Source organism: Flavobacterium sp. P1_E4, from assembly GCF_056405915.1.
Genome location: NZ_JBFUBE010000009.1, coordinates 18,347 through 41,047, shown reverse-complemented (window position 1 = coordinate 41,047; position 22,701 = coordinate 18,347). Strand labels below are relative to the sequence as shown.

Here is a 22,701-nt window from a genome sequence, read left to right as displayed (position 1 = left end):
AGATAATAAATTAATGATAGGTCGTGAGTGGTCGGTCCAAAAGAGATTTTGGAAATTGGGTTTCGACTTTGTTTATAAGGAATTAGATGAAGATTCTGAATTAAATCCCCAAGTCAAGAACAAAAGTTAGTTTTACAGCAACATTGTCTTTGATAGCACTAAGATGATTTGGGCCATAGCGGTAATAACCACCAAGTCCAAATCCGTTAAAGATTTTATTGAGTTCAATGCCAGATTCAAAAAATCCCTTGTTCAAGGTTTTAAAGTCAAGACCAATATGGTTTTCTGGATTTTTCATATTTCCCCAAGCCATTCGAGTTACAAAATCAAGAGAAGGCTTTAGTTTATCAAAAAAATAAATTCTGTTAAAACCATGTTTGAACTGAAAAGACATGTATTCACTTGAGAAAAATTCATTGAAATACATGGTTTCAAAACTGTTTCTACCTGCAAACGTAATTCTTTTAAAAATCGTTTCTTTGTTTAAATTATTCGGTGAGTTACTATATAATTGAGGAAGCGGGACATCACCAAAGGCTCGTCCAGCTTCAAATAATAAAAAAGTTCGCTGACCATTTAAATACTTGATTTGATAATCGGCTTTGAAGTCAATTTTGGTATAAGTAAAATCATTGTTCAAAACATCGGGAAGTGATTGAGTCAGCTGAAGAGTGAACTTTGGAAATCTTTTTTCGGTTTCAATTCTTCCTGTTGGAGTTTGCATATAATCACTGTAAGGACTCCATTTCAAAGAAATTGTTGCGGTAGTCATCGTATAAGTGTTATAGGACTTGCCGTTCAGGTTGTAAGTGTAATCGAACTGTGGGGTTACAAAAGTATTGGCAAGTGCAAAAACGCTTTCCACTTTTGGGATAATTTTGGATTCTAATGCAATTCGGTATTGCTCATATCTGTAAAAAGTGTTAAAATTGATAGAACGTGGATCATAGATTTTGAATGCTCTTTTTTCGACAACATAGTCAGTACTTGCAATGTCTCTAAGGTCATCAGTATAGCTTATTCCAACCCAAGTATTGGAGAATTTATCAACTCTGGCGCCTATTCCTAAATTATACTTGAAATTATAGTCCCTTAGACCATAAGCAGTGTAGCCTTCGATGCGGTATTTTTTGGAAAAAAAATCATTAGTTATGCCGCCAATTCCCAATCGCAAGCCTTCATAATTATTGTAGCTTAATATTTTTCGCAAATCAAAATCCCAAAGTTTAAAAGGGAGGTATCCAGTTAAGATTTTACGACCAAAATTCAGTCTGCTTTCAATTCTTTTTTTTATCGAAATACTGTCTAATGATAAATAGGTTTTCTCACTTCGGCTGTCCAAACTGTCTTTTCGATATTCGATCCAAAAGCTTTCGGGCTTGTTTATGGCATCCTCTTTAATCTCAACTTGAACTATTGGTTTTTTGATTGCTACTGGAGTGGAGTATTGAATGTCAAAATTTGTAGTTTGGGAGAGTAGATAAATATAATCGGATTCGACTCTTTTTCTTGGAGTTAAATCTTCTTTAATGTCACCGTCAAATTGAATCGTTCCACCCAGTATTTTTATATCATCATCATTGGTTCCTTTTACAATTTTGAATTTTGTTGCGATAGGGAACCATAAATATTTTTCTGGTATGAATTGAAATTCATGAATTCCAGTAATGTCCAATATTCCCTTGATGCGCATAATAGCTTTTGCAACTGCAAAATTAATTTCATCGATGTATAAAATACCCTCCAGACCGGCGGCTCTTTTTTCTTTTTTGTTTTTAAAGTAAACCATATAAGTGTTTCGACCATTTATGGCTACAGTATCCAGTAGTTTGTAGTTGTAATCGTTCAAGGCATCATTTGCAATTGGGCTTTTATATTTGGTTTCAAAAAGCTCATATTTTGAGTCGTATATGGAGTATGATTGAAGGTTAAAAGTAAGTATTTCGTAAACAGGCTTTTTGAATCCTGCCATTCTCGTTCCTAAAATAGTTTCTTTTAATCTTTTACCGTCGTATTGATATTTTGATACTTTCTCGGTTTGAAACAAATGCTGTTTCTTGATGAGTTGTTTGAATTTGTAATCAGTTGAATCTAATTTTTTTAGATAAGTTTCATACGAATTGGTTACAAACACGGAGTCTATAGTTCCATTAATGGAGTCTGGATTGGCAGTAACTATGAGTTTATTGTAGGATTTGAATTCAAAGCTTTTGAGTTTTTTCTGAGGATTGTTTTCTGCTTTGTTCTGAATGGCTTTTTTTATAATAGCCAATGCTGGATTTTCATTAGAAATCAAAACCTCTTTGAGCTGGTTTGCTTTTTCAATAAGGGCTATTTTATAAAAGATCTTATTGTTTTCTGTACTAATCGTGTTTTTTGAATAACCGATGTAAGAAACGGTTATAGTTGTTATTTTGTTTTTGGATGAAATGCTGAATTTTCCATCGACATCCGAAATAGTGTTGGAGCCGTCATTTGTAACGATAGAGGCAAATGCGAGTGTTTTTTGGGTTGAAGCGTCTTTGACAATTCCGTTTACTTGAAATTGCGCTTGAATTGAAAGCGTAAAAAGGAAGAACAATAGAAAAAAGTACTTCATAAAAACGATTTGTTGCAAAATGTGTTCAATTACATTTTGTTATGGCAAAAATAGCTATAAAAAAATCTGTCTTGTTCCTAAAAACGAGACAGATTTAATAATTGTTGAATCCAAAGATTAAACTTTCATGATTTCGGCTTCTTTTACCGCTAGAAGTTCATCAATTTTTTTGATAAATGAATTAGTTAAGTTTTGAACTTCTTCTTCTGCGCTTTTGCAAATGTCTTCTGAAGTTCCTTCTTTTTCTAATTTTTTGATATCTGTATTGGCATCTTTTCGAGCGTTTCTAACACCAATTTTGGCATCTTCAGCTTCAGACTTTGCTTGTTTGGCTAAGTCACGTCTGCGGTCTTCTGTAAGGGGTGGGACACTAATGATAATCATGTCTCCATTATTCATTGGGTTGAATCCAAGATTGGCAACCATAATTGCTTTTTCTATAGGATGCAACATGTTTTTTTCAAAAGGTTGAAGTGTGATGGTCCTAGCATCAGGTACACTAATTTTTGATACTTGAGACAGTGGAGATGCTGATCCATAATAATCAACAAAAACACTTCCCAACATAGCAGGTGATGCTTTTCCGGCACGAATATTTAAAAATGCTTTTTCTAAATGTTCAATAGAACCAGTCATCGATTCTTCTGTACTATCTAATATAAATTCAATTTCTTCAGTCATAATTTAGATTTTTAGATTTTTGGATTTTAGATTTTTGGATTTTTTTGACATTTTCTATTCTTATCTAATAATCCAACAATCTAATAATCCAGGATGTCTATATATTTACTACGGTTCCTATGTTTTGTCCTTCACAAATTTTCAATAGATTTCCTATTTTGTTCATGTCGAATACTACTATCGGTAATTTGTTTTCTTGGCTTAAAGTAAATGCAGTGGTATCCATTACATTTAATCCTTTTTTCAATACATCTTCAAAAGAGATGAAATCAAATTTTACTGCAGTAGCATTTTTCTCTGGATCACAGTCATAAACACCATCTACACGAGTTCCTTTTAAAATCACATCGGCATTGATTTCGATACCACGTAAAACGGCAGCTGTATCTGTTGTGAAATATGGATTTCCAGTTCCTGCTCCAAAAATAACGATTCTTCCTTTTTCCAAGTGACGATCTGCTCTTCTCTTGATATAAGGTTCTGCGATTGATTCCATTTTCAAGGCAGTTTGTAAACGGGTTTTCATGCCTTTGTCTTCAAGAGCGCCTTGTAATGCCATTCCATTGATAACTGTGGCCAACATTCCCATATAATCTCCTTGTACTCTGTCCATCCCAGAACTGGCTCCTGCAACACCTCTAAAAATGTTTCCTCCACCAATTACTATAGCGATTTCTACTCCTTTTTCATGAATTTGCTTAATTTCATCGGCATATTCGGCCAATCGTTTTGGGTCAATTCCGTATTGTAAATCACCCATTAAAGCTTCACCACTTAATTTCAGAAGGATTCTTTTGTATTTCATCAGTCAGTTTTTGTTTTTTAAGGTCTCCCTTCGTTTATCGAAAGTAAATTGCATCACTGATTGGGTTCAATGCTGTCAAATTTGTGCAAATATAGACATATTCTGTTTTTTTTGAAAATAGAGTTCCTTAAATATTTAAATTAAGTTTTTTAGGACTATTCAATAGCTTATAACCATTCATAATTTTTGATTATTCACTGAATTGCTTTAGTTTTTTATATGTTTTTTTCGCCGATTCATATCCAATATCAAAGATAGCTTCCATTTTGACTTTGCTTGTTTCGAAAGTGCTATAGAGTGATAGAGCTTCGGGCTCTATCAACCAGTCACAATGATCAAATTTGTGTATACTGGAATTGGCCGAGAATAAATCAAAAGCTCTAGCGGTTACCGATTTGATAGAGGTCAAATCTTTGGCTTCTATTTTTTGGATTGGACTAACATAAACGCCAATTAAAGTATCGCATTTATCTTTTAAAATATCTGTTGGAAAATGATTGAGAATGCCTCCGTCACTGTACAATTTACCGTTAAATTCATAAGGAGACATTACTCCCGGAAATGATGATGAGGCTAAGATTGCATCTATTGTTTTGGTTTCGGGACCAAATACTTTTGATTTTCCTTTAATCATATCTGTTGCGGTAATATGAACAGGAATTTTGAGCTCAGACAAAGTGGTGTCTTTGAATATTTCATAGAAATATTCTTTGAATGATTCCGAATCGATAAGACCCGCTTTGGAGAATGTAAAATGTTTCCAATGAAAAAAATAAATAGATTTAAAGAATTCCAAAATAGCCTCTGGTGATTTACCACTTCCATATAAAGCAGCAACAATTGAACCCGCACTTGAACCGGCAATTTGGGTAGGAACGATATTTTTTTCTTCCAAAAATTTTAAAACCCCAGCATGCGCGATACCTTTTGATCCACCGCCGGATAATATTAAACCGATTGATTTTGATTTGCTGTCCATTTTATAAAAATATGTATTTTGTTTGTTACAATGTGATTTTTATCACGTTTTTAAACAACTGATATTGTTAATTTTGTATCAAATAAACTTGTATGATGAAACTAGCATGTCGACATTGGGAGTATACACCAATGAAGATATGCTGTTTTATAACAAAAAGTAATAAATTTAGTTATGAAAAGTTCAGTAGCAAAGGCGTTGTTTAATAGTTACACTTATTTAGAATATAAAAAAATCGTATCCGATTTACTTTCAGAAGGAAAATCAACTGGGAATGAACAATCTGAAGATTTGTTGCAATACAGTACTTTAAACGAAATTCGTTTGAGACGTTTGGACAAAACGATTGTTGTTCCAGAGTTAATTAAAGATCAATTAAAGGAATTGGAGAAAGAGTACATTTGGTTGGTTATAGCTGAAGGTTGGTGTGGGGATGCTGCCCAGATTTTGCCAATATTAAATAAAATGGCTGCCGAATCTGATAATATTGATTTAAAAATTGTTTTCCGCGATTTGAATGATGATTTGATGAATCAATTTTTAACCAATGGTGGCAGAGCGATTCCGAAACTCCTTATTATTGATAAAGAATTAGGTAAAGTTTGCAAACATTGGGGACCAAGACCCAAAGGTGCTACCGATTTAATTAAAAACTATAAAGAACAATTTGGAATTATAGATGAAGAGGCGAAAACACAATTACAATTGTGGTATTTGCACGATAAAGGATTTTCTGTGCAAAATGAAGTTGTAGAGATGATGTATTCAATTAAAGAATATGCCTGTTTATAAGTAGAATATACCTGTTAATAACTACAGGGTATTTTTTTTTATTTTTTATTTTTTTATATCAAAAAAAATGTAAATTAGTGACTGCTAACCACATCTATTATTTTGATTTACTTTTTTTTATTGGTGTATTTAAATATTGTTCAACAATTAAAAAAAACATCATTATGAAAAATCTATTTGAAAAGGTTTACGATTATGTATCTCATTTTCTATTTGGAAATGAAAGTGCTACACATTATTAATTAATGACGTAAACAACTTAGAAAGAGAATGAGTTAACATTACTCCGATTTTAGTAAAAACACATCGCAAATTCAATTCTGTATCTGTCATGTGTTTTTTTTTTGATTATAATCGAGGGGTTAGAGTTTGTTCAAATAAAGTTACGTCAATAGCATCCTTCACATTGTAATCGCCAATTTTCGTGCGACGCAAAACCGTTAAATGCGATCCTGAATTCATTGCTTTTCCAAAATCATAAGCCAAGGAACGAATATAAGTTCCCTTGCTGCAAACTACCCTAAAATCAATTTCTGGAAGTGCAATTCTTGTGATTTCAAATTCGTGAATGGTGGTTTTTCTCGAAGCAATTTCTACCGTTTCACCAGCACGAGCATGTTCGTATAAACGTACACCATCTTTTTTTATGGCTGAAAAAATTGGTGGTTTTTGATCAATTTCTCCCAAAAACTGTTTTACGGTTTCGTGAATAAGGGCTTCGTTGATATGTTCTGTTGGGAAAGTTTGGTCGATTTCGGTTTCCAAATCATAGGATGGAGTTGTGGCTCCAATGTAGAATGTTCCAGTATATTCTTTGGGCTGACCTTGCAATTCGGTAATTCTTTTGGTAAATTTCCCTGTGCAAACCAATAATAATCCAGAAGCTAAAGGATCTAAAGTTCCTGCATGTCCAATTTTGAATTTTTTCGGTAATCCTGCTTTATTGATTAAGGCATACTTGAGCTTGTTTACCGCCTGGAAGGAAGTAAAATGCAAAGGCTTGTCAATTAAGAGAACTTGGCCGTTTAAAAAGTCTTCGGTTGTCATTAAAGTACTGTCAAAGGATGAATGAAAAAGTGTATTGCCAATAATATGATTCCGGCAATAATTCGGTAGTAACCAAAAACCTTAAATCCGTTTTTAGTCAAAAATCCAATGAAGCTTTTAATCGCCAAAAGAGCAACAATAAAAGCAACCACATTACCTATAACTAAGAAATTGATTTGATCATCAGACAATACAAATCCATCTTTATAATAATCGTAACATTTTTTTACCGTCGCACCTAGCATCGTTGGCACCGCAAGGAAAAATGAAAATTCTGCAGCAGATGTGCGAGATAGTTTCTGAGACATTCCCCCAACAATTGTCGCGCCACTTCTGGAAACTCCAGGAATCATGGCAAGACATTGGAATAATCCTATTTTTAAGGCTTGGAGATAAGTGATTTCTTGAGTCGTTTCGGAAGCTGTGGCACTGTTGAACCATTCATCTACTTTTAATAAAATGATTCCGCCTATCAATAGCGAAACAGCAACAGTTACTGGGTTTTCCAGCAAAGCATCAATTTTTTTACTGAAAAGCAATCCAAAAACAACAGCTGGTATAAATGCAACCAATAATTTGAAGTAAAAATCAAAAGATTGGAAAAAACGCTTGAAATACAAAACAACCACTGATAAAATGGCACCTAATTGAATTACAATGGTAAAAAGTTTGGTGAAATCATCATGGGCAATTCCAAAAAAAGAGGAGGCGATAATCATATGCCCTGTAGAAGAAATAGGTAAAAATTCAGTAATTCCTTCAATAATGGCAAGGATGATAGCTTGTAATGTATTCATTTTTGTAAAAGTTTTCAGTTTTCAGTTTCCAGTTTTCAGACTGTTACTAATTGAACACTGAATACTGACGACCGTTTACTATTTTTTAGGGTTTTTAAGAATGGCATAAATGGTAATTCCAAATCCAATTAATACTGTAGTTGGAGCCAAACGAATTCTTCGGAAATCAAAAACAGAATCATTAAAAACATTTGGGTCATCACTTCCTCCACCAGACATTAATAAAAAGCCCAATGCGATTACTCCAATTCCAATCAATAGAATTTTATAGTTTATTTTTTCAAAAAGGAATTCGTGTTTGTGTTCTTCGTTTTTCATTTCTATATTATTTTTTTAATGCTTAGCGAGCTCTTCTTTAGACTCGGTTCTGCAATCTTAAATCTGCATTCTAAAATTAATAAAGATCGTCTGTTCTTAAATTCAAGAAACGCTGTGTTGCAAAATAAGTACTCAGCCAAGTGATTAAAATTCCAAGTCCAAATACGGCAATCAATACAAGGCCTATCAATAACTTGTCATCTAAGATTCCAAGGTCTGGAAAACTGTTTTCCAGATAAACCAGAACACCTATTAAGGCAAGAATAGCAAGTCCAGCGCCAATCATTCCTAGTTTTATGCTACGCATTACAAATGGCTTTCTGATGAAGGCTTTGGTTGCACCCACCATTTGCATTGTTTTGATGATAAATCGGTTGGAATATATGGATAGTCGCAATGAACTGTTGATTAAAAGTACGGCGATAAAAGTCAAGAATGCACTGATAATCAAAATCCACATACTCACTTTTTTGATGTTGTCGTTTACTAAGTTCACCAATTGTTTGTCGTAAACAATATCCGAAACCATGGCATTTTTGCGTAAACGAGATTCGATTTTTGCGATGCTGTCTCTTTCGACATAATCCGCTTTTAAGTGAATGTCATATGAATTTTGCAAAGGATTTTCCCCCAAGAAGGTTACGAAATCTTCGCCAATAATATCAGTATGTTCTTTTGCTGCCTGCTCTTTGGAAACATATACAAAAGTTTTAGAAAACTTCGTGGTCTTTAGTTCCTGTCCAAAGGCCTTAAGAATTGTGTCATTGGCTTCATTTTTGAAAAAAACAGTCATTACTATTTTTTCTCTGAAATCATCTGCCAGTTTTTTGGAATTGATGATAAAAAATCCCAGTATTCCTAATAGGAACAATACTAAGAATATACTTAGCACTACTGAAAAATAAGAGGAAATTAACCTGCGCTTTTGAAACTTTTCAAAGGATGAACTCATAGTATGTCTAAATTATGGGGTAAAAATAATAAACATATTCTTTAATTTGAAGTTAATAAGTCCCAAAGTTTTAACTTTCGTGCAAATAACTCTCATTAGACGTTCAATAGGGGAGGACTCTTTGTCTTTATGGCATTCCACAGTTCATATCATCCGAGTTTAATTATTGATTTGGAGCAGAAAGATTTGGCATTTTTGTAAATATGGTTTCCCGCTATTCGTTTCAATTCCCGATAAATAAAAACTACGGCAAAAAAGCCTTGTTTTTCTAAATCGGGAGATTTCCACTGCTATCGGGGCTAAGGGGAGATATTTTGCTTTTTTAGGATCATCCAAAAAATGAGAATTGGAATTCACGAGATAACCTGAATGATTGGATTAAACGCTTTAGAAGCTACCAATACTTTTTGGCCAACTCTAAAGTTTTGTATTTCGTCTTCGGTGGCTATTACTTTTACGATGTTGTTTCCGGAAAGTACTTGAACAACATAAATAATATCGCTTTTGGTGATGGTAATTATTTCTCCCGTCAACTTGAATTTGCTGCTTATTTTTTCTTCCGAAAATACATTTCCCGGAGTTCCTTCTTTAATGATTTTTCCATTATCCAGAATAATGACTTTATCCGAAAGTTTGAATATTTCTGGAATGCTGTGGCTTATCATCAAAGTCGTTAATTGATATTTTTGATGAATTTTTAAGATATAATCTTGAAGTTTGAATCGCATTTCATCATCAAGTGCCGAAAGCGGCTCGTCGAGCAAAAGGATTTTTGGTTTGCGGACAATCGCCCTTGCCAAAGCCACGCGCTGTTTTTGCCCACCCGATAAATTTTGTGGTTTGCTGTTTTGTAAAGACTGCAATTCCATTAGTTCGATCAACTCGGAAACGATTTTGCTATTGTCATTTTTTTGCAATGCAAATTCCAAATTTTCTTTTACAGTCAAATTAGGAAACAATGCATAATCCTGAAAAACAAAACCGACGGAACGTTTTTGGATAGACAAATGAATTTTGTTTTTAGAGTTATCCCAAACGTCATTTGCTACTTCAATATTTGTTTTGTCGGCTTGGGTAAGTCCAGCCAATATTCTGAGTAATGTTGTTTTTCCCGCACCCGAATTTCCATAAATAGCCAAGAATTGTCCTTTCTCGATGGTAAAAGAAACATCCAAAGGCAATTCTCCTTCTGCCGTTTGCAACATTTTATAGGCATTAAACTGTATCATTATTGAGGAACTGTGTTTATTATTACTTTCTATTGATAAATGGTGAGTTGTATTTGCTGTTGGTAATCCTGCAAGGTTTTTTCGAACCTTGTAGGTATATTCTAGGGCTGCTAATACCTACAAGGTTAAAAAAAAACCTTGCAGGAAAATCAAAAAGTGTATCATCAATAAAGAGTTGTTTTTCTAGACTTGTTATTAATTAAATGAACGGCCAGCAAAATAGAAAAGGAAAACACAAACAATATTCCTGCATAAACATTGGCATTATCGTAATTCATCGATTCGACTTCTTCGTAGATTGCAATGGAAACTACCTTGGTTTCTTTTGGAATACTTCCCCCAACCATTAGGACAACACCAAATTCTCCAACCGTATGTGCAAAGGTCATTATGATCCCGGTGAGCAAGGATGGACGGATGTTGGGGAGAATGATTTTTAGGATGGTTGAGAACCTTGATTTTCCCAAAGTAAAAGAAGCTTCCTGTAAAGATGCAGGCAGATTTTTTAAGCCTGATAAAATAGGGTTCACCATAAACGGCAAACTGTATAAAACGGATGCTACAATCAATCCTTGAAAAGTGAAAACCAATCGCAAGTCAAAATAGTCGGATAAAAATTTGCCGAAAGTATTTTCTGGACTGAAAGCAACCAAAAGATAAAATCCCAAAACTGACGGAGGCAATACCAAAGGCAAGCTGATGATGGCTTCGATTATCGCTTTGAATCGGAAACGGCTATACGCTAGCCAATAACAAAGTGGAATTGCCAAAAGCAAGAGAATAAGCGTTGTGATAAACGCCAATTTTGCCGTGAGCCATAATGGGTCAAAATCAATCATTGGGAGATAAACTTATTTCGTTCGTTTTTACTAATGCGATTACTGTGTCGTTTTTTTCTAGTTGCAATTGCTCGCAAGCATTTGTCGTTATTATGGATTCTATAATTGTTTCGTCAAAATTTAGGTTGATTTGACTGAGCAGAACTCCTTTTTTGATGGATTCAATGGTGCATTGCAATCGGTTTTGAATGCTGATGTTTGGATTGGAATCTTTGGAAATAATAACTTCGGTTTCCTTAAAAATGATTTTTACAGAATGGCCTATTTCTAGATAAGAGGCCGTTTCGGGCGTGTCAAGAACAATTGAAGTGAAAATTGTGTCATTGGATTTGACTTTCACCAATGAAATTCCTTCGTGCGATTGAATTGCTGTTATGTTTCCGTTTAGCGTGTTCATTATTGTTGGGTATACATCTATTTAGCGTTCAGCTTGTGAAAATATTTTAGCCACAAATTACACAAATTTTCGCAAATTACTTTGGAGCGAATAAATAATGGCAGAGGCTTTACCGCAGATTCGCAGATTTTAATAAAAATTTCATCTGTAAATTAACCGCTTTCAGCGGAATTAGCGCGAATTAATTTTCCTAAAATTATTAAATTCAGTTTTCAGGAAGTAATCTGCGAATCTGTGGTTGTTTTTTAGTCAGGTGTTTGTCTGTAAATAAGTGCTGTTAGCTTGCAGACTTTCAATCGGCTAAAACAAAACGAAGATTTTTAGTCAACGGTATTTATTTAGTTGAATATCCGTAATATTTTAAGATAGCCGCCGCTTTTTTGGATGAAATGAAATTGTAAAATTTAGCAGCGTTTGAATTTCCTTGTGCGTGCTTCAAAATTACACAACCTTGTTGCAAAGGGGCGTGACTTTTTTCGGGGATGATGTAATATTTGCCGTTTTCTTTCAGCATGTTTGGAGTAAGAACGAGTGACAAAGCCACAATTCCGATATCGGCGGCTCCGGTTGTGGTAAATTGAGCGGCTTGGGTGATATTTTCGCCAAAAACCAATTTGCTTTTTACCTTATCATAGACTTTGTAGAACTTCAAACTTTCTACGGCTTTTTCGCCATAAGGTGCGGTTGTTGGATTGGCAATTGCAATTTTGACGATATTGGCATTTAACAGCGTGCTCATCTTTTTGATGTTGGGATCTGTTTTTTTGCTCCAAAGGGCCAATTTTCCTGTCGCGTACATTTTGACTTCTGATGCCGTTAGGCTTTTTTTCTTGAGTTCGTTGGGATAATCCATATCGGCGGAAAAGAATAAGTCGAAAGGAGCGCCATTGGAAATCTGCTCAAATAATTTCCCCGATGCGCCATAGGTAACTTGTGCGTCAATATTTGTGTTTTGAATTTTAAAGACCGTGGTTATCGAATCCAAGGCGACTTTTAGATTGGCGGCCGCAACAATGGTGATTTTTTGTTGGGCTTCGGCAACGCTAAATGACAATAGCATTATCAGGACTGTTGTATTGAAGAATAATTTTTTAATGTTCATTGTTGGTCGATTTCTATTTTGGTTTCTAATAGGTTAGATACACAAATGTAAGTATTCTTATTTTAGGGTAAATACATGAGTTTAAAAAACACATCATGCGCTTGCTTTGGGGAAAATAGGGAAGGAAAAAATAGTAATGGTAAATCAAAGCCGTTCAAAATCCATGATTTTAGGTGGTTAATGTTAATAAAATTAGCCTTTATCACTAAATATATTGGTGTTAAAGGCTAATTAGCTTAGTGATGAAGCATAGCTTAATCAATGATAAAGGATAAGTCAGTTGGTGATAAAGGCTAATAAAGTTGGTGTTAAAGCATAACTTAATTAGTGATAAAGGCTAATAGAGTTATGCTTAAAGCTTAACTTAGTTTTGTATAAAGCATAAGTAAATAAGCATGAAGGTTAACTTGCTTTAGTGTAATGCTTGATTTGTGCAGAAAGGCGATCTGTTTTTTTGATTTGTTTTTAATTGGAGCATGATTATTGGAGCCTCCAACGGTTGAAACCGTCGGCTATGGAATTGCAGTAAATATTTTGAGCTTCCATTATGCTATAGCCAACGGTTTCAACCGTTGGGGCAGTGTGATTAATTTAGATAATTTCAAAAAAGCACATTATTTCCTCTTTAGCCCCGATAGCAGTGGAAATCCTTGTGGCCCGGGGTTCGGGCCATAAGATTGTAATGGATAGCGGGACTGATGCCTCCTATAAATGCCAAATCTTTCTGCTCCAAAATCAATTAATTGAACACCTTTTTTAAATAAAAAATAGCTTTGGTAACAAGCGACAATAAACGTAAATTTGCCACTCAATTTTTTGTAACCCTATCAGGGTTCAAAACCCTGATAGGGTTAATTATAGATAAAAGAAATGAAATACAATCCGAACGAAATAGAAGCCAAATGGCAAAAATACTGGGCAGAGCATAAAACTTTTGCGGCCAAAAACGATTCAGACAAACCAAAACATTATGTGTTGGATATGTTTCCTTATCCGTCTGGAGCGGGATTGCACGTGGGGCATCCGCTGGGGTACATCGCATCGGATGTGTATTCGAGATACAAAAGGCACCAAGGTTTTAACGTACTGCACCCAATGGGATACGACAGTTTTGGTTTGCCTGCGGAGCAATATGCAATTCAGACTGGGCAACGTCCTGAGGACACGACTTCGGTAAATATTGATGGTGGCGTTGACAAAGAAGGAAAAGTGATTGCGGGGTACAGAAAGCAGTTGGATAAAATAGGATTTTCATTTGATTGGGATCGAGAAGTGCGTACTTCGAATCCCGATTATTACAAGCATACACAATGGATTTTTATCCAATTGTTTAATTCTTGGTACAATAAAAATACAGACAAGGCTGAGGATGTTGCGACTTTAGTTGCGATTTTTTCTGCGGAAGGAAATGCGAATGTAAATGCGGTTTGTGACGATAATATTGAATTGTTTTCGGCAGATGAATGGAACGCTTTCGCAAAAGAACAACAGGAGAAAATCTTGCTACAATACCGATTGACATATTTGGCAGAGACCGAAGTGAATTGGTGTCCTGGATTGGGAACGGTTTTGGCGAATGACGAAATCGTGAACGGTGTTTCGGAGCGTGGCGGTTATCCTGTGATTCGTAAAAAAATGACCCAATGGAGCATGCGAATTTCGGCTTATGCGGAACGTTTGTTACAAGGTTTGAATGATATTGACTGGAGCGAAAGTATTAAGGAAAGCCAAAGAAACTGGATTGGGAAATCTGTGGGTGCGATGGTTTCGTTTGCTGTAAAACCTCACCCCCAGCCCCTCTCCAGAGGAGAGGGGAGCCAAGGCGTTGAGAAGGGGTATATGACAGCTAACGCTGCAATTGCTTCCCAATTAGTTGGTAATGCTAGGGAAAATCGCAAGAACCCAACTGAGGCTGAGGATGTGCTTTGGCAAGAAGTTAGGAATTCGAATCTTGGATTTAAGATAAGAAGGCAACATTATATTGGAAATTTTATTGTTGATTTTGTTTGTTTGGACAAAAAGTTAATTATTGAGGTTGACGGTGGATATCATAATGCTAAGGAACAAATAGAGTTAGATGAACTAAGAACTTTAGAGTTAGAGCAAAAACATCTTTATAGAGTAATTCGTTTTACTAATGAAGAAGTTTTAAATGATATTAAATCTGTTTTAGAAAAAATTAAGGAAGAATTAAGCTTGCGAAATTCTACTAGTACGAACGTGGAGCTCGCTCCCCTCTCCTCTGGAGAGGGGTCGGGGGTGAGGTTTATAGATGTTTTCACTACAAGACCTGACACCATTTTCGGAGTTACATTCATGACTCTAGCACCAGAACACGAATTGGTGGCACAAATCACGACTGCTGAACAAAAAGCGGAAGTTGAAGCCTATATAGAAAAAACGGCCAAGCGTTCTGAAAGAGAACGTATGGCGGATGTGAAAACGATTTCGGGTGTATTTACTGGAGCTTTTGCTGAGCATCCTTTTACCAAAGAACCGATTCCGGTTTGGATAGGGGATTATGTTTTGGCTGGATATGGAACAGGCGCTGTAATGGCGGTTCCTTGCGGTGATGAAAGAGATTATGCTTTTGCGAATTTCTTTAAAGGGCAAAAAGGAATGCAGGAAATCAAAAACATTTTTGCGAATGTGGATATTTCTAAAGAAGCTTTTGGTTCTAAAGACAATGTGGAGATTGCTAATTCGGATTTCCTAAACGGACTGAATTACAAAGAAGCGACCAAAAAGATTATTGAAGAGTTAGAAAAAATAGGACAAGGAAAAGGGAAAATCAATTACCGTTTGCGTGATGCGGTTTTCTCCCGTCAAAGATATTGGGGAGAGCCTTTCCCTGTGTATTATGTGAATGGCTTGCCGCAGATGATTGATGCGCAACATTTGCCTATCATCTTGCCAGAAGTGGAGAAATACTTACCAACCGAAGACGGATTGCCTCCATTAGGAAATGCAACAGTTTGGGCTTGGGATAGTATCCAGAATGCAGTTGTCAGTACGCAGTTAATAGATAACGTAAAAATATTTCCTTTAGAATTGAACACAATGCCGGGTTGGGCAGGAAGTTCTTGGTATTGGATGCGTTACATGGATGCAAAAAATGAAGGAGAATTTGCTAGCAAAGAAGCATTGGCATATTGGGAAAGTGTGGATTTATACATTGGCGGAAGCGAACACGCTACAGGTCACTTATTGTATTCCCGTTTTTGGAATAAATTCTTAAAAGACAAAGGTTTTGCACCAACCGAAGAACCATTCAAGAAGCTGATTAATCAGGGGATGATTTTGGGGATGAGTGCGTTTGTATATAGATTGGAAGGGACAAATACTTTTGTTTCTAAAAATAAAATTAACGGACAAACTGTTCAGCCGATTCATACTGATGTTTCATTTGTAAATGCTTCGGAAGAATTGGATATTGAGAAATTCAAGCAGTTTAGAGAAGATTATAAAGATGCCGAATTCATTTGCGAAGAAAATGGTAAATACATAGTAGGTCGTGAGATCGAAAAGATGTCAAAATCCAAATACAATGTAGTAACTCCGGATGATATTTGTAATGAATATGGAGCCGATACTTTGCGTTTGTATGAAATGTTCTTGGGGCCTTTGGAACAAGCTAAACCTTGGAACACAGCAGGAATTTCGGGAGTTTTTGGTTTCTTGAAAAAACTATGTCGTTTGTATTTTGATGAACATACGATGATTGTTACTAATGATACACCAACAAAAGATAACCTAAAATCATTGCACAAAACTATCAAGAAAGTGGCGGAAGATATCGAGAATTTCTCTTTCAATACTTCGGTTTCTCAGTTTATGATTTGTGTGAATGAATTGTCAGCGCAAAATTGTCACTCTCGAGCGATTTTGGAGCCATTGGCAATTGTGATTTCGCCTTATGCACCACACATCGCTGAAGAATTGTGGTCGTTGCTAGGGAATTCAGGTTCTATTGCAATGGTAACTTTCCCGGTATTTGAACCGGCTCATTTGGTGGAAAGTGATAAAGAATATCCTGTTTCTTTCAATGGAAAAATGCGTTTCACTATCAATTTGCCTTTGGATTTAACCAAAGAACAAATCGAGGAAGTCGTTATGAAAGACGAAAGAACCATCAAACAACTGGATGGTAAAACACCTAACAAGGTGATTATTGTTCCGGGGAAAATTATCAATTTGGTGGGGTAAAAAAAGAGTCCAATATCAATTTCAATGGCAATATCAATGTCAATGAAAAAAATAAATTTTAAAAATCCCAAATTCCAATTTTACGATTGGGGTTTGGGATTTTTTTGTGTAACATTTTTCAAGTTTCTATAACCAATATAAAAAACATAAAAATGAAAAAACACGAAATTCACATTTTGAAAAAGAAGGCTGGTTTTTCCGGTATGAAAGAAGAATTATCAAAAGAGGTAGAGATTTTCTTGAATACTAAATCTTCTGAAGGGTATGAGGTTGTAAATGTTTCTTTTACATATTATGAAGGTGCAGAATTGATAGCTTTTATTACAATCTGCAAATAATTGGTAAAATGCCAAAATGACACAATTATAATTTGGTTCAGAATTTGATGTTTAATTATAGATTTTAAACACAAAATTAAAAAACAAAAATATGGGAATGAGTTATTTGATTCTTGCCGGTGGTATTATGCTGGCAAGTTGGTTAGTGAGTTCTACACTAAAGAGTAAATTTGAGTTTTATTCTAAAATACGTTTGCAAAACGGTATGTCCGGTGCCGAAATCGCCGAGAAAATGCTTGCCGACCACGGTATTCGTGACGTGCGCGTAATTTCGACTCCTGGACAATTGACAGACCATTACAATCCGGTGGACAAAACAGTCAATTTGAGCGAGGCTGTATATAATCAAAGAAACGCAGCTGCAGCTGCAGTTGCAGCACATGAATGCGGTCACGCTGTGCAGCACGCCACGGCTTATAGCATGTTGACTTTACGTTCTCAGTTGGTGCCTATTGTAAATGTAGCTTCGACTTATATGCAGTGGATTTTATTGGCGGGAATCTTGATGTTGCGTACTTTTCCGCAATTGCTATTGGTAGGGATTGTCATTTTTGCAGCGACTACCTTGTTTTCAATTGTTACTTTGCCAGTGGAATATGATGCGAGTAACAGGGCTTTGGCTTGGCTGGAGAATAAAAATATGTTAACGCGAGAAGAACATGCAGGAGCAAAAGATTCCTTGAAATGGGCAGCTAGGACGTATGTGGTTGCTGCATTGGGATCAATCGCTACTTTACTGTATTACATTTCGATTTTTAATAATAGAAGGTAATTTCATAGTTATCTAAAAAATATAATCCGCCTCAATTTAGTATTGAGGCGGATTTTTTTATACAAGTAATTAGTCTTATTCAGTCATGCCTTGTTCTTGCCATTTTACAAAAAGTGCAACTTGGTCAGTAGTTAATGCTGGCTTTTTGTTTACTGGAGGCATAAATTTACGATTGTCCTGCGGTAGTTGAATGCGTTCCAGTATAGCGCCGATATTTTCTTTTACGTGATCGTAGTTCTCTAGGGGTTCTTTTCTTCCTTGAGGCGGAATATGGCAAGGAGTGCAGCTATTTGCAATTATAGGTTCGATGTCTGTTTTGTAACTAATTTTTTTCTCTACTTTGGTGTATTCTGCCCCTTTTTTTGTGGAGTTGCAGTTCATTAAAACAAGAGAGAAAGGAAGAATGAGAAGGGTAAGTTTGAGTTTTTTCATAGAGTGGTTGTTTGATAATTTTCAATCTGGTTAGTTCTTTGACTATTTCCGTGGCATAAGGTTTAATTTTAAGTCAAAGAATGATTTTGGTTGTGAGTTTAAAACAAAAATAGTAGAAATGATATAAAATAAAAATTCCAAATTCCAACAGTTTAAAGTTGGGATTTGGAATTTTAAATATTTAGAATCTTGTATGTGTCTATTTTCCTTTATTGGCTTCAATAATGTATTTTTCCAAAGCCATTGTCATAGATGGGGTTCCAGGAGTTGGAGCCATAATGTCTATTCGCAATCCGTGATCTAAAGCTTCTTTTTGAGTGGTGCTTCCAAAAACGGCTATTCGAGTATTGTTTTGTTCAAAATCGGGAAAGTTTTTATATAATGATTTAATTCCAGTTGGGCTAAAGAAAGCCAATACATCGTAATAAACATCGGCCAAATCAGACAAGTCGCTCATAACAGTTTTGTAGAAAGTGGCTGGAGTCCAGTCTACTTTCAAAGCGTTTAATGTTACAGGAATGTCGGCGTTTAATTGGTCTGATGCCGGAAGCAAGAATTTTTCGTCTTTGTATTTTTTAATTAAAGGCGACAAATCAGCAAAATCTTTAGGACCTACATAGATTTTACGTTTTCTGTATACTACGTATTTTTGTAGGTAGAATGCGATTGCCTCAGATTGACAAAAGTATTTTAATCCTTCAGGGACTTTATAACGCATCTCATCTGCAACTCTAAAAAAATGATCCACACCATTTTTGCTTGTTAATATAATAGCAGTGTAGTTATTAAGATCGATTTTCTGAAGTCTAATCTCTTTTGCGCTTACCCCTTCTACATGAATAAAAGGTCTGAAATCAATTTTTACTTTATGCTTTTGTTGCAGCTCAAAGTATGGAGAATTTTCCACTTTAGGTTCTGGTTGTGAYACCAAAATTGTTTTCACTTTCATATTTAAATAATTTCTAAACGCTACCTTTTGTAAACCAATAATACATAAAATAATAGGGTGCTATTTCAAGAGTGCAAAGATATAAAATAAAATAAAACAACTTACTGAAAATTTCTTTTCTGTAATTTTTTATGGAGTACACATATAGTAAAACGTTCATAACTACGATACTATATAGAATCAGTAATGGGATATTTTTTAAGATGGATTCATAATAGAATAAAATGATGTCAATTGGCAGTAGTAATAAGCCTACATAAGTTCGATATGTAACTTTCTGTAAATTAAACTGTTCGACAAGTTCTTCTATTTTGAATGTGGTTGCAATGATTTTTTCGATTAAAAACTTCGATAAGATGAAGTAAATGACAAAAGTGAATATTTGGATGAATAAGATCCAATCTGTTTTTGAACCATAACCAAAATTGTTTAGTAAAATTTGGATAAAAAACGAAAAGGAAATAATTTGAACAACGAATAAGGAAATGGAAAACATTCCCATAAGGTGACTACTGTCTCTGTAAATCCGAACGTATTTGTCTGAAAACATCAATTTTGTGAAATCTTCAAAGCGGTTTTCATAGACGGATTTGGTTAGAGCAATGATGCCGAAAGCCATGATAAAAACCAGTGTTACCCAGTCGTTAGTGTCAGTTATTCTAGGATGAAGTACGTGTTCAGTCATAATTAGAGCAAAATTAGTGATTTTTATAACATTATTTATTATAATTTTATAATAATCAAATGGCATAAAAACGTTACTTTTGCACGGAAATTACGCGAAACATGAACAATTGCATTGTTATAATTCCCACCTATAACGAAATTGAAAACATAGAAAGCATTATTAGAGCAGTGCTCTCTCAACACAAACCTTTCCATGTCTTAATTATTGATGATAACTCTCCGGATCATACTGCGGATAAAGTGGTTATGCTTCAGTCAGAGTACAATGGTAGATTATTTTTGGAAAAAAGAACTAAGAAATCAGGATTGGGGACCGCTTATGTGCATGGTTTTAAATGGGCATTGCAAAAAAACTATGATTTTATTTTTGAAATGGATGCAGATTTTTCACACAATCCGAATGATTTGGAGAAATTGTATGATGCGTGTCATTTTGGTGATGCTGATTTGGCTATTGGATCTCGCTATGTAACTGGAGTAAATGTTGTAAATTGGCCTTTAAGTCGTGTTTTAATGTCGTATTTTGCATCGGTTTATGTTCGTATGATTACCGGAATGAAAATACACGATGCTACTGCTGGATTTGTTTGTTACAAAAGATCAGTACTCGAAGCTATAAAATTGGATAAAATTAGATTTGTTGGGTATGCTTTTCAGATTGAAATGAAATACCGAACATATTGTAAAAAATTCGCTATTTCGGAAGTGCCTATTATTTTTACCGATAGAACCAAAGGGCAGTCTAAAATGAGCAATTCCATTATTGTTGAAGCCGTATTCGGAGTTATTATGTTACGTTTAAAAAAGTTAGTTAACAGTTTGTAAAAAGAAGATACTATGAATAGATATTTGATTAAAAATGCTAAAATAGTAAATGAAGGAGTTATTTTTGAAGGGGATGTGCTGGTAGAGAATGACCTTATTGTAGAGGTTTCTGATAACATTAGTCTGAAATCTTCAGATTGTATGATTATTGATGCGGAAGGGAATTACCTTTTGCCAGGAGTTATCGATGATCAAGTACATTTTAGAGAGCCGGGTCTTACTCGTAAAGGAGATATTGAATCGGAATCTAGAGCTGCGGTTGCAGGAGGAATTACATCTTACATTGAGCAGCCAAATACTGTACCTAATGCAGTTACCCAGGAAATTCTAGAAGAAAAATACAAAATTGCAGCCGAAAAATCTTTTGCCAATTATTCTTTTATGATGGGCGCAACCAATGACAATCTTGAGGAAGTGTTGAAGACAAACCCAAAGAATGTTGCTGGGATCAAAATATTTTTAGGCTCTTCCACAGGAAATATGTTGGTTGACAATGAAGCAGTTTTGGAAAAAATATTTGCTTGTACCTCAATGCTGATTGCAGTTCATTGTGAAGATGAAATGACAATTAAGAACAATCTTGAAAAATATCAAGAAGAATTTGGAGAAGATGTGCCAGTAACTGCGCATCATCTTATCCGTAGTGAAGAAGCTTGTTATATTTCTTCATCAAAAGCAGTTGCTTTGGCGAAAAAAACCGGAGCAAGATTGCATGTTTTTCATCTTTCGACTGCCAAAGAAATGGAATTGTTTAGCAATAAAATTCCACTTGAAGATAAAAAGATTACTGCTGAAGTTTGTGTACACCATTTGTGGTTTACCAATGATGACTATGCAACAAAAGGAAATCTGATTAAATGGAACCCTGCCGTAAAAACAGCTAACGATAGAAAAGTATTGTGGGAAGCGCTAAATGATGGGCGTATTGATGTTATTGCTACGGATCACGCACCACATACATTGGACGAGAAAAAACAAAAATACCTACAAGCTCCTTCTGGTGGTCCATTAGTTCAACATGCTCTTGTGGCTATGTTTGAAGCGCATCATCAAGGAAAAATAAGCGTGGAAAAAATTGTCGAAAAAATGTGCCACAATCCAGCCAAGATTTTCAAAATTGAAAAAAGAGGTTTTATTAAAGAGGGTTATTTTGCCGATTTAGTTATAATCAATGCAGGATTGCCATGGAGTGTAAAGAAAGAAAATATACTTTCGAAATGCGGTTGGTCTCCTTTTGAAGGTTTTACTTTTAAATCTAGAATTACTCATACTTTTGTAAATGGTAAATTGGTTTATTCTGGTTTTAAAGTAAAAGATATCCGTGCCGGCCAAAGAATGTTGTTCGACAGATAAAAATTCATTTGATGAAATGAGCATGGCAGAAAATTGGTCGCAAATACCAATGAAGATATGCGAATTACATATGACCGATAAAAATCAATAAGTATCTCCATATGAAAAAAATAGTTTCTCTTTTTGCTTTAGTTGCCTTGGTTTTGAGTTGCAATAAGGATTTGGTTGAAAAACCGAATAATCTTATTGACAAAAAAGTGATGGGAGATATTTATTATGATATGTCAATTTTGGAAGCTTTAAAATATCAAAATCCCAATTCTTTGTATAAGAACGGGATCAATCCAAAGACTTATATTTATAAAAAATATAAAATTGACAGCCTTCAGTTTGCAAAAAGCAATGCTTATTATGCCGCTGATTATAGAGAATACAAAAAAATGTACGATGACCTTAATGATCGTTTAAAAAAGGAATCAACGGCAGTAAATTTGATAATCAAAAAAGAGGCAAAAAAAGTAGCTGCTCTAAAAAAAGCAAAAGCCAAAAAAGTACAGGATTCTATAAAAAAGGACAAAAAAATCAAGGATTTGAAGATCAAAAAAGAAAAGGATTCAATTGCTCAAAAGAAGCAAGAAATAAAAGCTAAAAAATAGAAGCAG

At 34.9% G+C, this 22,701-nt stretch carries 22 protein-coding genes; 7 read left to right on the top strand and 15 right to left on the bottom strand.

Translation table 11 applies throughout. From position 1 onward, the window contains the following. Positions 1–100 precede the first annotated feature (100 nt). From AC1DY0_RS10530 to AC1DY0_RS10515, 4 genes are all read right to left on the bottom strand, one after another. Positions 101–2,599, bottom strand: coding sequence for a DUF5686 family protein (locus tag AC1DY0_RS10530; protein WP_477188560.1), 2,499 nt, complete (start codon positions 2,597–2,599; stop codon positions 101–103). Between the two features lie 117 nt (positions 2,600–2,716). Beyond that, a complete protein-coding gene (frr, locus tag AC1DY0_RS10525) occupies positions 2,717–3,280 on the bottom strand; it encodes a ribosome recycling factor (protein ID WP_477188559.1) in 564 nt (187 codons plus the stop codon). A gap of 97 nt (positions 3,281–3,377) precedes the next feature. Continuing rightward, positions 3,378–4,085 carry a UMP kinase gene (gene pyrH / locus AC1DY0_RS10520; RefSeq protein ID WP_477188558.1) on the bottom strand — a complete coding sequence of 236 codons (708 nt, stop codon included), beginning with the start codon at positions 4,083–4,085 and terminating at the stop codon, positions 3,378–3,380. Positions 4,086–4,275: 190 nt separating this feature from the next. Beyond that, positions 4,276–5,064, bottom strand: coding sequence for a patatin-like phospholipase family protein (locus AC1DY0_RS10515; protein WP_477188557.1), 789 nt, complete (start codon positions 5,062–5,064; stop codon positions 4,276–4,278). A 174-nt stretch (positions 5,065–5,238) separates the two neighbouring features. On the opposite strand from AC1DY0_RS10515, the gene AC1DY0_RS10510 reads away from it, so the two are divergent. Next, complete coding sequence (locus tag AC1DY0_RS10510) at positions 5,239–5,856, top strand: thioredoxin family protein (RefSeq protein WP_477188556.1); 618 nt, start codon at positions 5,239–5,241, stop codon at positions 5,854–5,856. 348 nt (positions 5,857–6,204) lie between these two features. Here AC1DY0_RS10510 and truB read toward each other — a convergent pair whose 3' ends face one another. The 8 genes from truB to modA form a co-directional block, all read right to left on the bottom strand. Next, the gene (gene truB / locus AC1DY0_RS10505; RefSeq protein WP_477188555.1) at positions 6,205–6,903 is read right to left on the bottom strand and encodes a tRNA pseudouridine(55) synthase TruB; all 699 of its coding nucleotides are present in this window, start codon (positions 6,901–6,903) and stop codon (positions 6,205–6,207) included. Further along, positions 6,903–7,700, bottom strand: a complete 798-nt coding sequence (locus tag AC1DY0_RS10500) for an undecaprenyl-diphosphate phosphatase (RefSeq protein ID WP_477188554.1) — start codon at positions 7,698–7,700, stop codon at positions 6,903–6,905. Before AC1DY0_RS10500 ends, truB begins: the two co-directional genes overlap by 1 nt. A 78-nt stretch (positions 7,701–7,778) precedes the next feature. Further along, positions 7,779–8,018, bottom strand: coding sequence for a DUF3098 domain-containing protein (locus tag AC1DY0_RS10495; protein ID WP_477188553.1), 240 nt, complete (start codon positions 8,016–8,018; stop codon positions 7,779–7,781). A 76-nt stretch (positions 8,019–8,094) separates the two neighbouring features. Continuing rightward, positions 8,095–8,970: a cell division protein FtsX gene (locus tag AC1DY0_RS10490; RefSeq protein WP_477188552.1), complete on the bottom strand. Its 876-nt coding sequence runs from the start codon at positions 8,968–8,970 to the stop codon at positions 8,095–8,097. A gap of 353 nt (positions 8,971–9,323) precedes the next feature. Beyond that, a complete protein-coding gene (locus AC1DY0_RS10485; protein WP_477188551.1) occupies positions 9,324–10,199 on the bottom strand; it encodes a sulfate/molybdate ABC transporter ATP-binding protein in 876 nt (291 codons plus the stop codon). A gap of 164 nt (positions 10,200–10,363) precedes the next feature. Then, positions 10,364–11,038 carry a molybdate ABC transporter permease subunit gene (gene modB, locus AC1DY0_RS10480; RefSeq protein WP_477188550.1) on the bottom strand — a complete coding sequence of 225 codons (675 nt, stop codon included), beginning with the start codon at positions 11,036–11,038 and terminating at the stop codon, positions 10,364–10,366. Continuing rightward, positions 11,031–11,435 carry a TOBE domain-containing protein gene (locus AC1DY0_RS10475; RefSeq protein WP_477188549.1) on the bottom strand — a complete coding sequence of 135 codons (405 nt, stop codon included), beginning with the start codon at positions 11,433–11,435 and terminating at the stop codon, positions 11,031–11,033. The genes modB and AC1DY0_RS10475 overlap by 8 nt, the downstream gene beginning before the upstream one ends. 334 nt (positions 11,436–11,769) lie before the next feature. Further along, positions 11,770–12,537, bottom strand: a complete 768-nt coding sequence (modA, locus tag AC1DY0_RS10470; RefSeq protein ID WP_477188548.1) for a molybdate ABC transporter substrate-binding protein — start codon at positions 12,535–12,537, stop codon at positions 11,770–11,772. Between the two features lie 870 nt (positions 12,538–13,407). Here modA and leuS point away from each other — a divergent pair. The 3 genes from leuS (at position 13,408) to AC1DY0_RS10455 (ending at position 17,853) form a co-directional block, all read left to right on the top strand. After that, positions 13,408–16,743, top strand: a complete 3,336-nt coding sequence (gene leuS, locus AC1DY0_RS10465; RefSeq protein WP_477188547.1) for a leucine--tRNA ligase — start codon at positions 13,408–13,410, stop codon at positions 16,741–16,743. 152 nt (positions 16,744–16,895) lie between these two features. Then, the gene (locus AC1DY0_RS10460) at positions 16,896–17,081 is read left to right on the top strand and encodes a hypothetical protein (RefSeq protein WP_477188546.1); all 186 of its coding nucleotides are present in this window, start codon (positions 16,896–16,898) and stop codon (positions 17,079–17,081) included. 91 nt (positions 17,082–17,172) lie between these two features. Then, positions 17,173–17,853 (top strand): zinc metallopeptidase, encoded by a 681-nt coding sequence (locus AC1DY0_RS10455; protein ID WP_326401513.1) that lies wholly within the window; start codon positions 17,173–17,175, stop codon positions 17,851–17,853. Positions 17,854–17,928: 75 nt separating this feature from the next. Here AC1DY0_RS10455 and AC1DY0_RS10450 read toward each other — a convergent pair whose 3' ends face one another. From AC1DY0_RS10450 to AC1DY0_RS10440, 3 genes are all read right to left on the bottom strand, one after another. Continuing rightward, on the bottom strand, positions 17,929–18,285 hold the full coding sequence (locus AC1DY0_RS10450) for a hypothetical protein (protein WP_477188545.1): 357 nt from the start codon (positions 18,283–18,285) through the stop codon (positions 17,929–17,931). A 199-nt stretch (positions 18,286–18,484) separates the two neighbouring features. Next, positions 18,485–19,234: a uroporphyrinogen-III synthase gene (locus AC1DY0_RS10445; RefSeq protein WP_477188544.1), complete on the bottom strand. Its 750-nt coding sequence runs from the start codon at positions 19,232–19,234 to the stop codon at positions 18,485–18,487. A gap of 13 nt (positions 19,235–19,247) precedes the next feature. Continuing rightward, on the bottom strand, positions 19,248–19,919 hold the full coding sequence (locus AC1DY0_RS10440) for a DUF4271 domain-containing protein (RefSeq protein ID WP_477188543.1): 672 nt from the start codon (positions 19,917–19,919) through the stop codon (positions 19,248–19,250). Between the two features lie 101 nt (positions 19,920–20,020). On the opposite strand from AC1DY0_RS10440, the gene AC1DY0_RS10435 reads away from it, so the two are divergent. From AC1DY0_RS10435 to AC1DY0_RS10425, 3 genes are all read left to right on the top strand, one after another. After that, a complete protein-coding gene (locus AC1DY0_RS10435) occupies positions 20,021–20,746 on the top strand; it encodes a polyprenol monophosphomannose synthase (RefSeq protein ID WP_477188542.1) in 726 nt (241 codons plus the stop codon). A 12-nt stretch (positions 20,747–20,758) separates the two neighbouring features. Continuing rightward, positions 20,759–22,099, top strand: coding sequence for a dihydroorotase (locus AC1DY0_RS10430; protein ID WP_477188541.1), 1,341 nt, complete (start codon positions 20,759–20,761; stop codon positions 22,097–22,099). A 101-nt stretch (positions 22,100–22,200) separates the two neighbouring features. Then, the gene (locus AC1DY0_RS10425) at positions 22,201–22,695 is read left to right on the top strand and encodes a DUF4296 domain-containing protein (protein ID WP_477188540.1); all 495 of its coding nucleotides are present in this window, start codon (positions 22,201–22,203) and stop codon (positions 22,693–22,695) included. The last annotated feature ends 6 nt before the right edge of the window (positions 22,696–22,701 follow it).

What these genes read in the sequence shown, in the direction of transcription:
- AC1DY0_RS10450 (WP_477188545.1), bottom strand. Translation starts at nt 18,285, where the DNA reads ATGAAAAAACTCAAACTTACCCTTCTCATTCTTCCTTTCTCTCTTGTT.
- AC1DY0_RS10475 (WP_477188549.1), bottom strand. Translation starts at nt 11,435, where the DNA reads ATGAACACGCTAAACGGAAACATAACAGCAATTCAATCGCACGAAGGA.
- truB (WP_477188555.1), bottom strand. Translation starts at nt 6,903, where the DNA reads ATGACAACCGAAGACTTTTTAAACGGCCAAGTTCTCTTAATTGACAAG.
- frr (WP_477188559.1), bottom strand. Translation starts at nt 3,280, where the DNA reads ATGACTGAAGAAATTGAATTTATATTAGATAGTACAGAAGAATCGATG.
- AC1DY0_RS10440 (WP_477188543.1), bottom strand. Translation starts at nt 19,919, where the DNA reads ATGACTGAACACGTACTTCATCCTAGAATAACTGACACTAACGACTGG.
- leuS (WP_477188547.1), top strand. Translation starts at nt 13,408, where the DNA reads ATGAAATACAATCCGAACGAAATAGAAGCCAAATGGCAAAAATACTGG.
- AC1DY0_RS10490 (WP_477188552.1), bottom strand. Translation starts at nt 8,970, where the DNA reads ATGAGTTCATCCTTTGAAAAGTTTCAAAAGCGCAGGTTAATTTCCTCT.
- AC1DY0_RS10460 (WP_477188546.1), top strand. Translation starts at nt 16,896, where the DNA reads ATGAAAAAACACGAAATTCACATTTTGAAAAAGAAGGCTGGTTTTTCC.
- pyrH (WP_477188558.1), bottom strand. Translation starts at nt 4,085, where the DNA reads ATGAAATACAAAAGAATCCTTCTGAAATTAAGTGGTGAAGCTTTAATG.
- modB (WP_477188550.1), bottom strand. Translation starts at nt 11,038, where the DNA reads ATGATTGATTTTGACCCATTATGGCTCACGGCAAAATTGGCGTTTATC.
- AC1DY0_RS10430 (WP_477188541.1), top strand. Translation starts at nt 20,759, where the DNA reads ATGAATAGATATTTGATTAAAAATGCTAAAATAGTAAATGAAGGAGTT.
- AC1DY0_RS10500 (WP_477188554.1), bottom strand. Translation starts at nt 7,700, where the DNA reads ATGAATACATTACAAGCTATCATCCTTGCCATTATTGAAGGAATTACT.
- AC1DY0_RS10435 (WP_477188542.1), top strand. Translation starts at nt 20,021, where the DNA reads ATGAACAATTGCATTGTTATAATTCCCACCTATAACGAAATTGAAAAC.
- AC1DY0_RS10495 (WP_477188553.1), bottom strand. Translation starts at nt 8,018, where the DNA reads ATGAAAAACGAAGAACACAAACACGAATTCCTTTTTGAAAAAATAAAC.
- AC1DY0_RS10485 (WP_477188551.1), bottom strand. Translation starts at nt 10,199, where the DNA reads ATGATACAGTTTAATGCCTATAAAATGTTGCAAACGGCAGAAGGAGAA.
- AC1DY0_RS10510 (WP_477188556.1), top strand. Translation starts at nt 5,239, where the DNA reads ATGAAAAGTTCAGTAGCAAAGGCGTTGTTTAATAGTTACACTTATTTA.
- AC1DY0_RS10530 (WP_477188560.1), bottom strand. Translation starts at nt 2,599, where the DNA reads ATGAAGTACTTTTTTCTATTGTTCTTCCTTTTTACGCTTTCAATTCAA.
- AC1DY0_RS10425 (WP_477188540.1), top strand. Translation starts at nt 22,201, where the DNA reads ATGAAAAAAATAGTTTCTCTTTTTGCTTTAGTTGCCTTGGTTTTGAGT.
- AC1DY0_RS10515 (WP_477188557.1), bottom strand. Translation starts at nt 5,064, where the DNA reads ATGGACAGCAAATCAAAATCAATCGGTTTAATATTATCCGGCGGTGGA.
- modA (WP_477188548.1), bottom strand. Translation starts at nt 12,537, where the DNA reads ATGAACATTAAAAAATTATTCTTCAATACAACAGTCCTGATAATGCTA.
- AC1DY0_RS10455 (WP_326401513.1), top strand. Translation starts at nt 17,173, where the DNA reads ATGGGAATGAGTTATTTGATTCTTGCCGGTGGTATTATGCTGGCAAGT.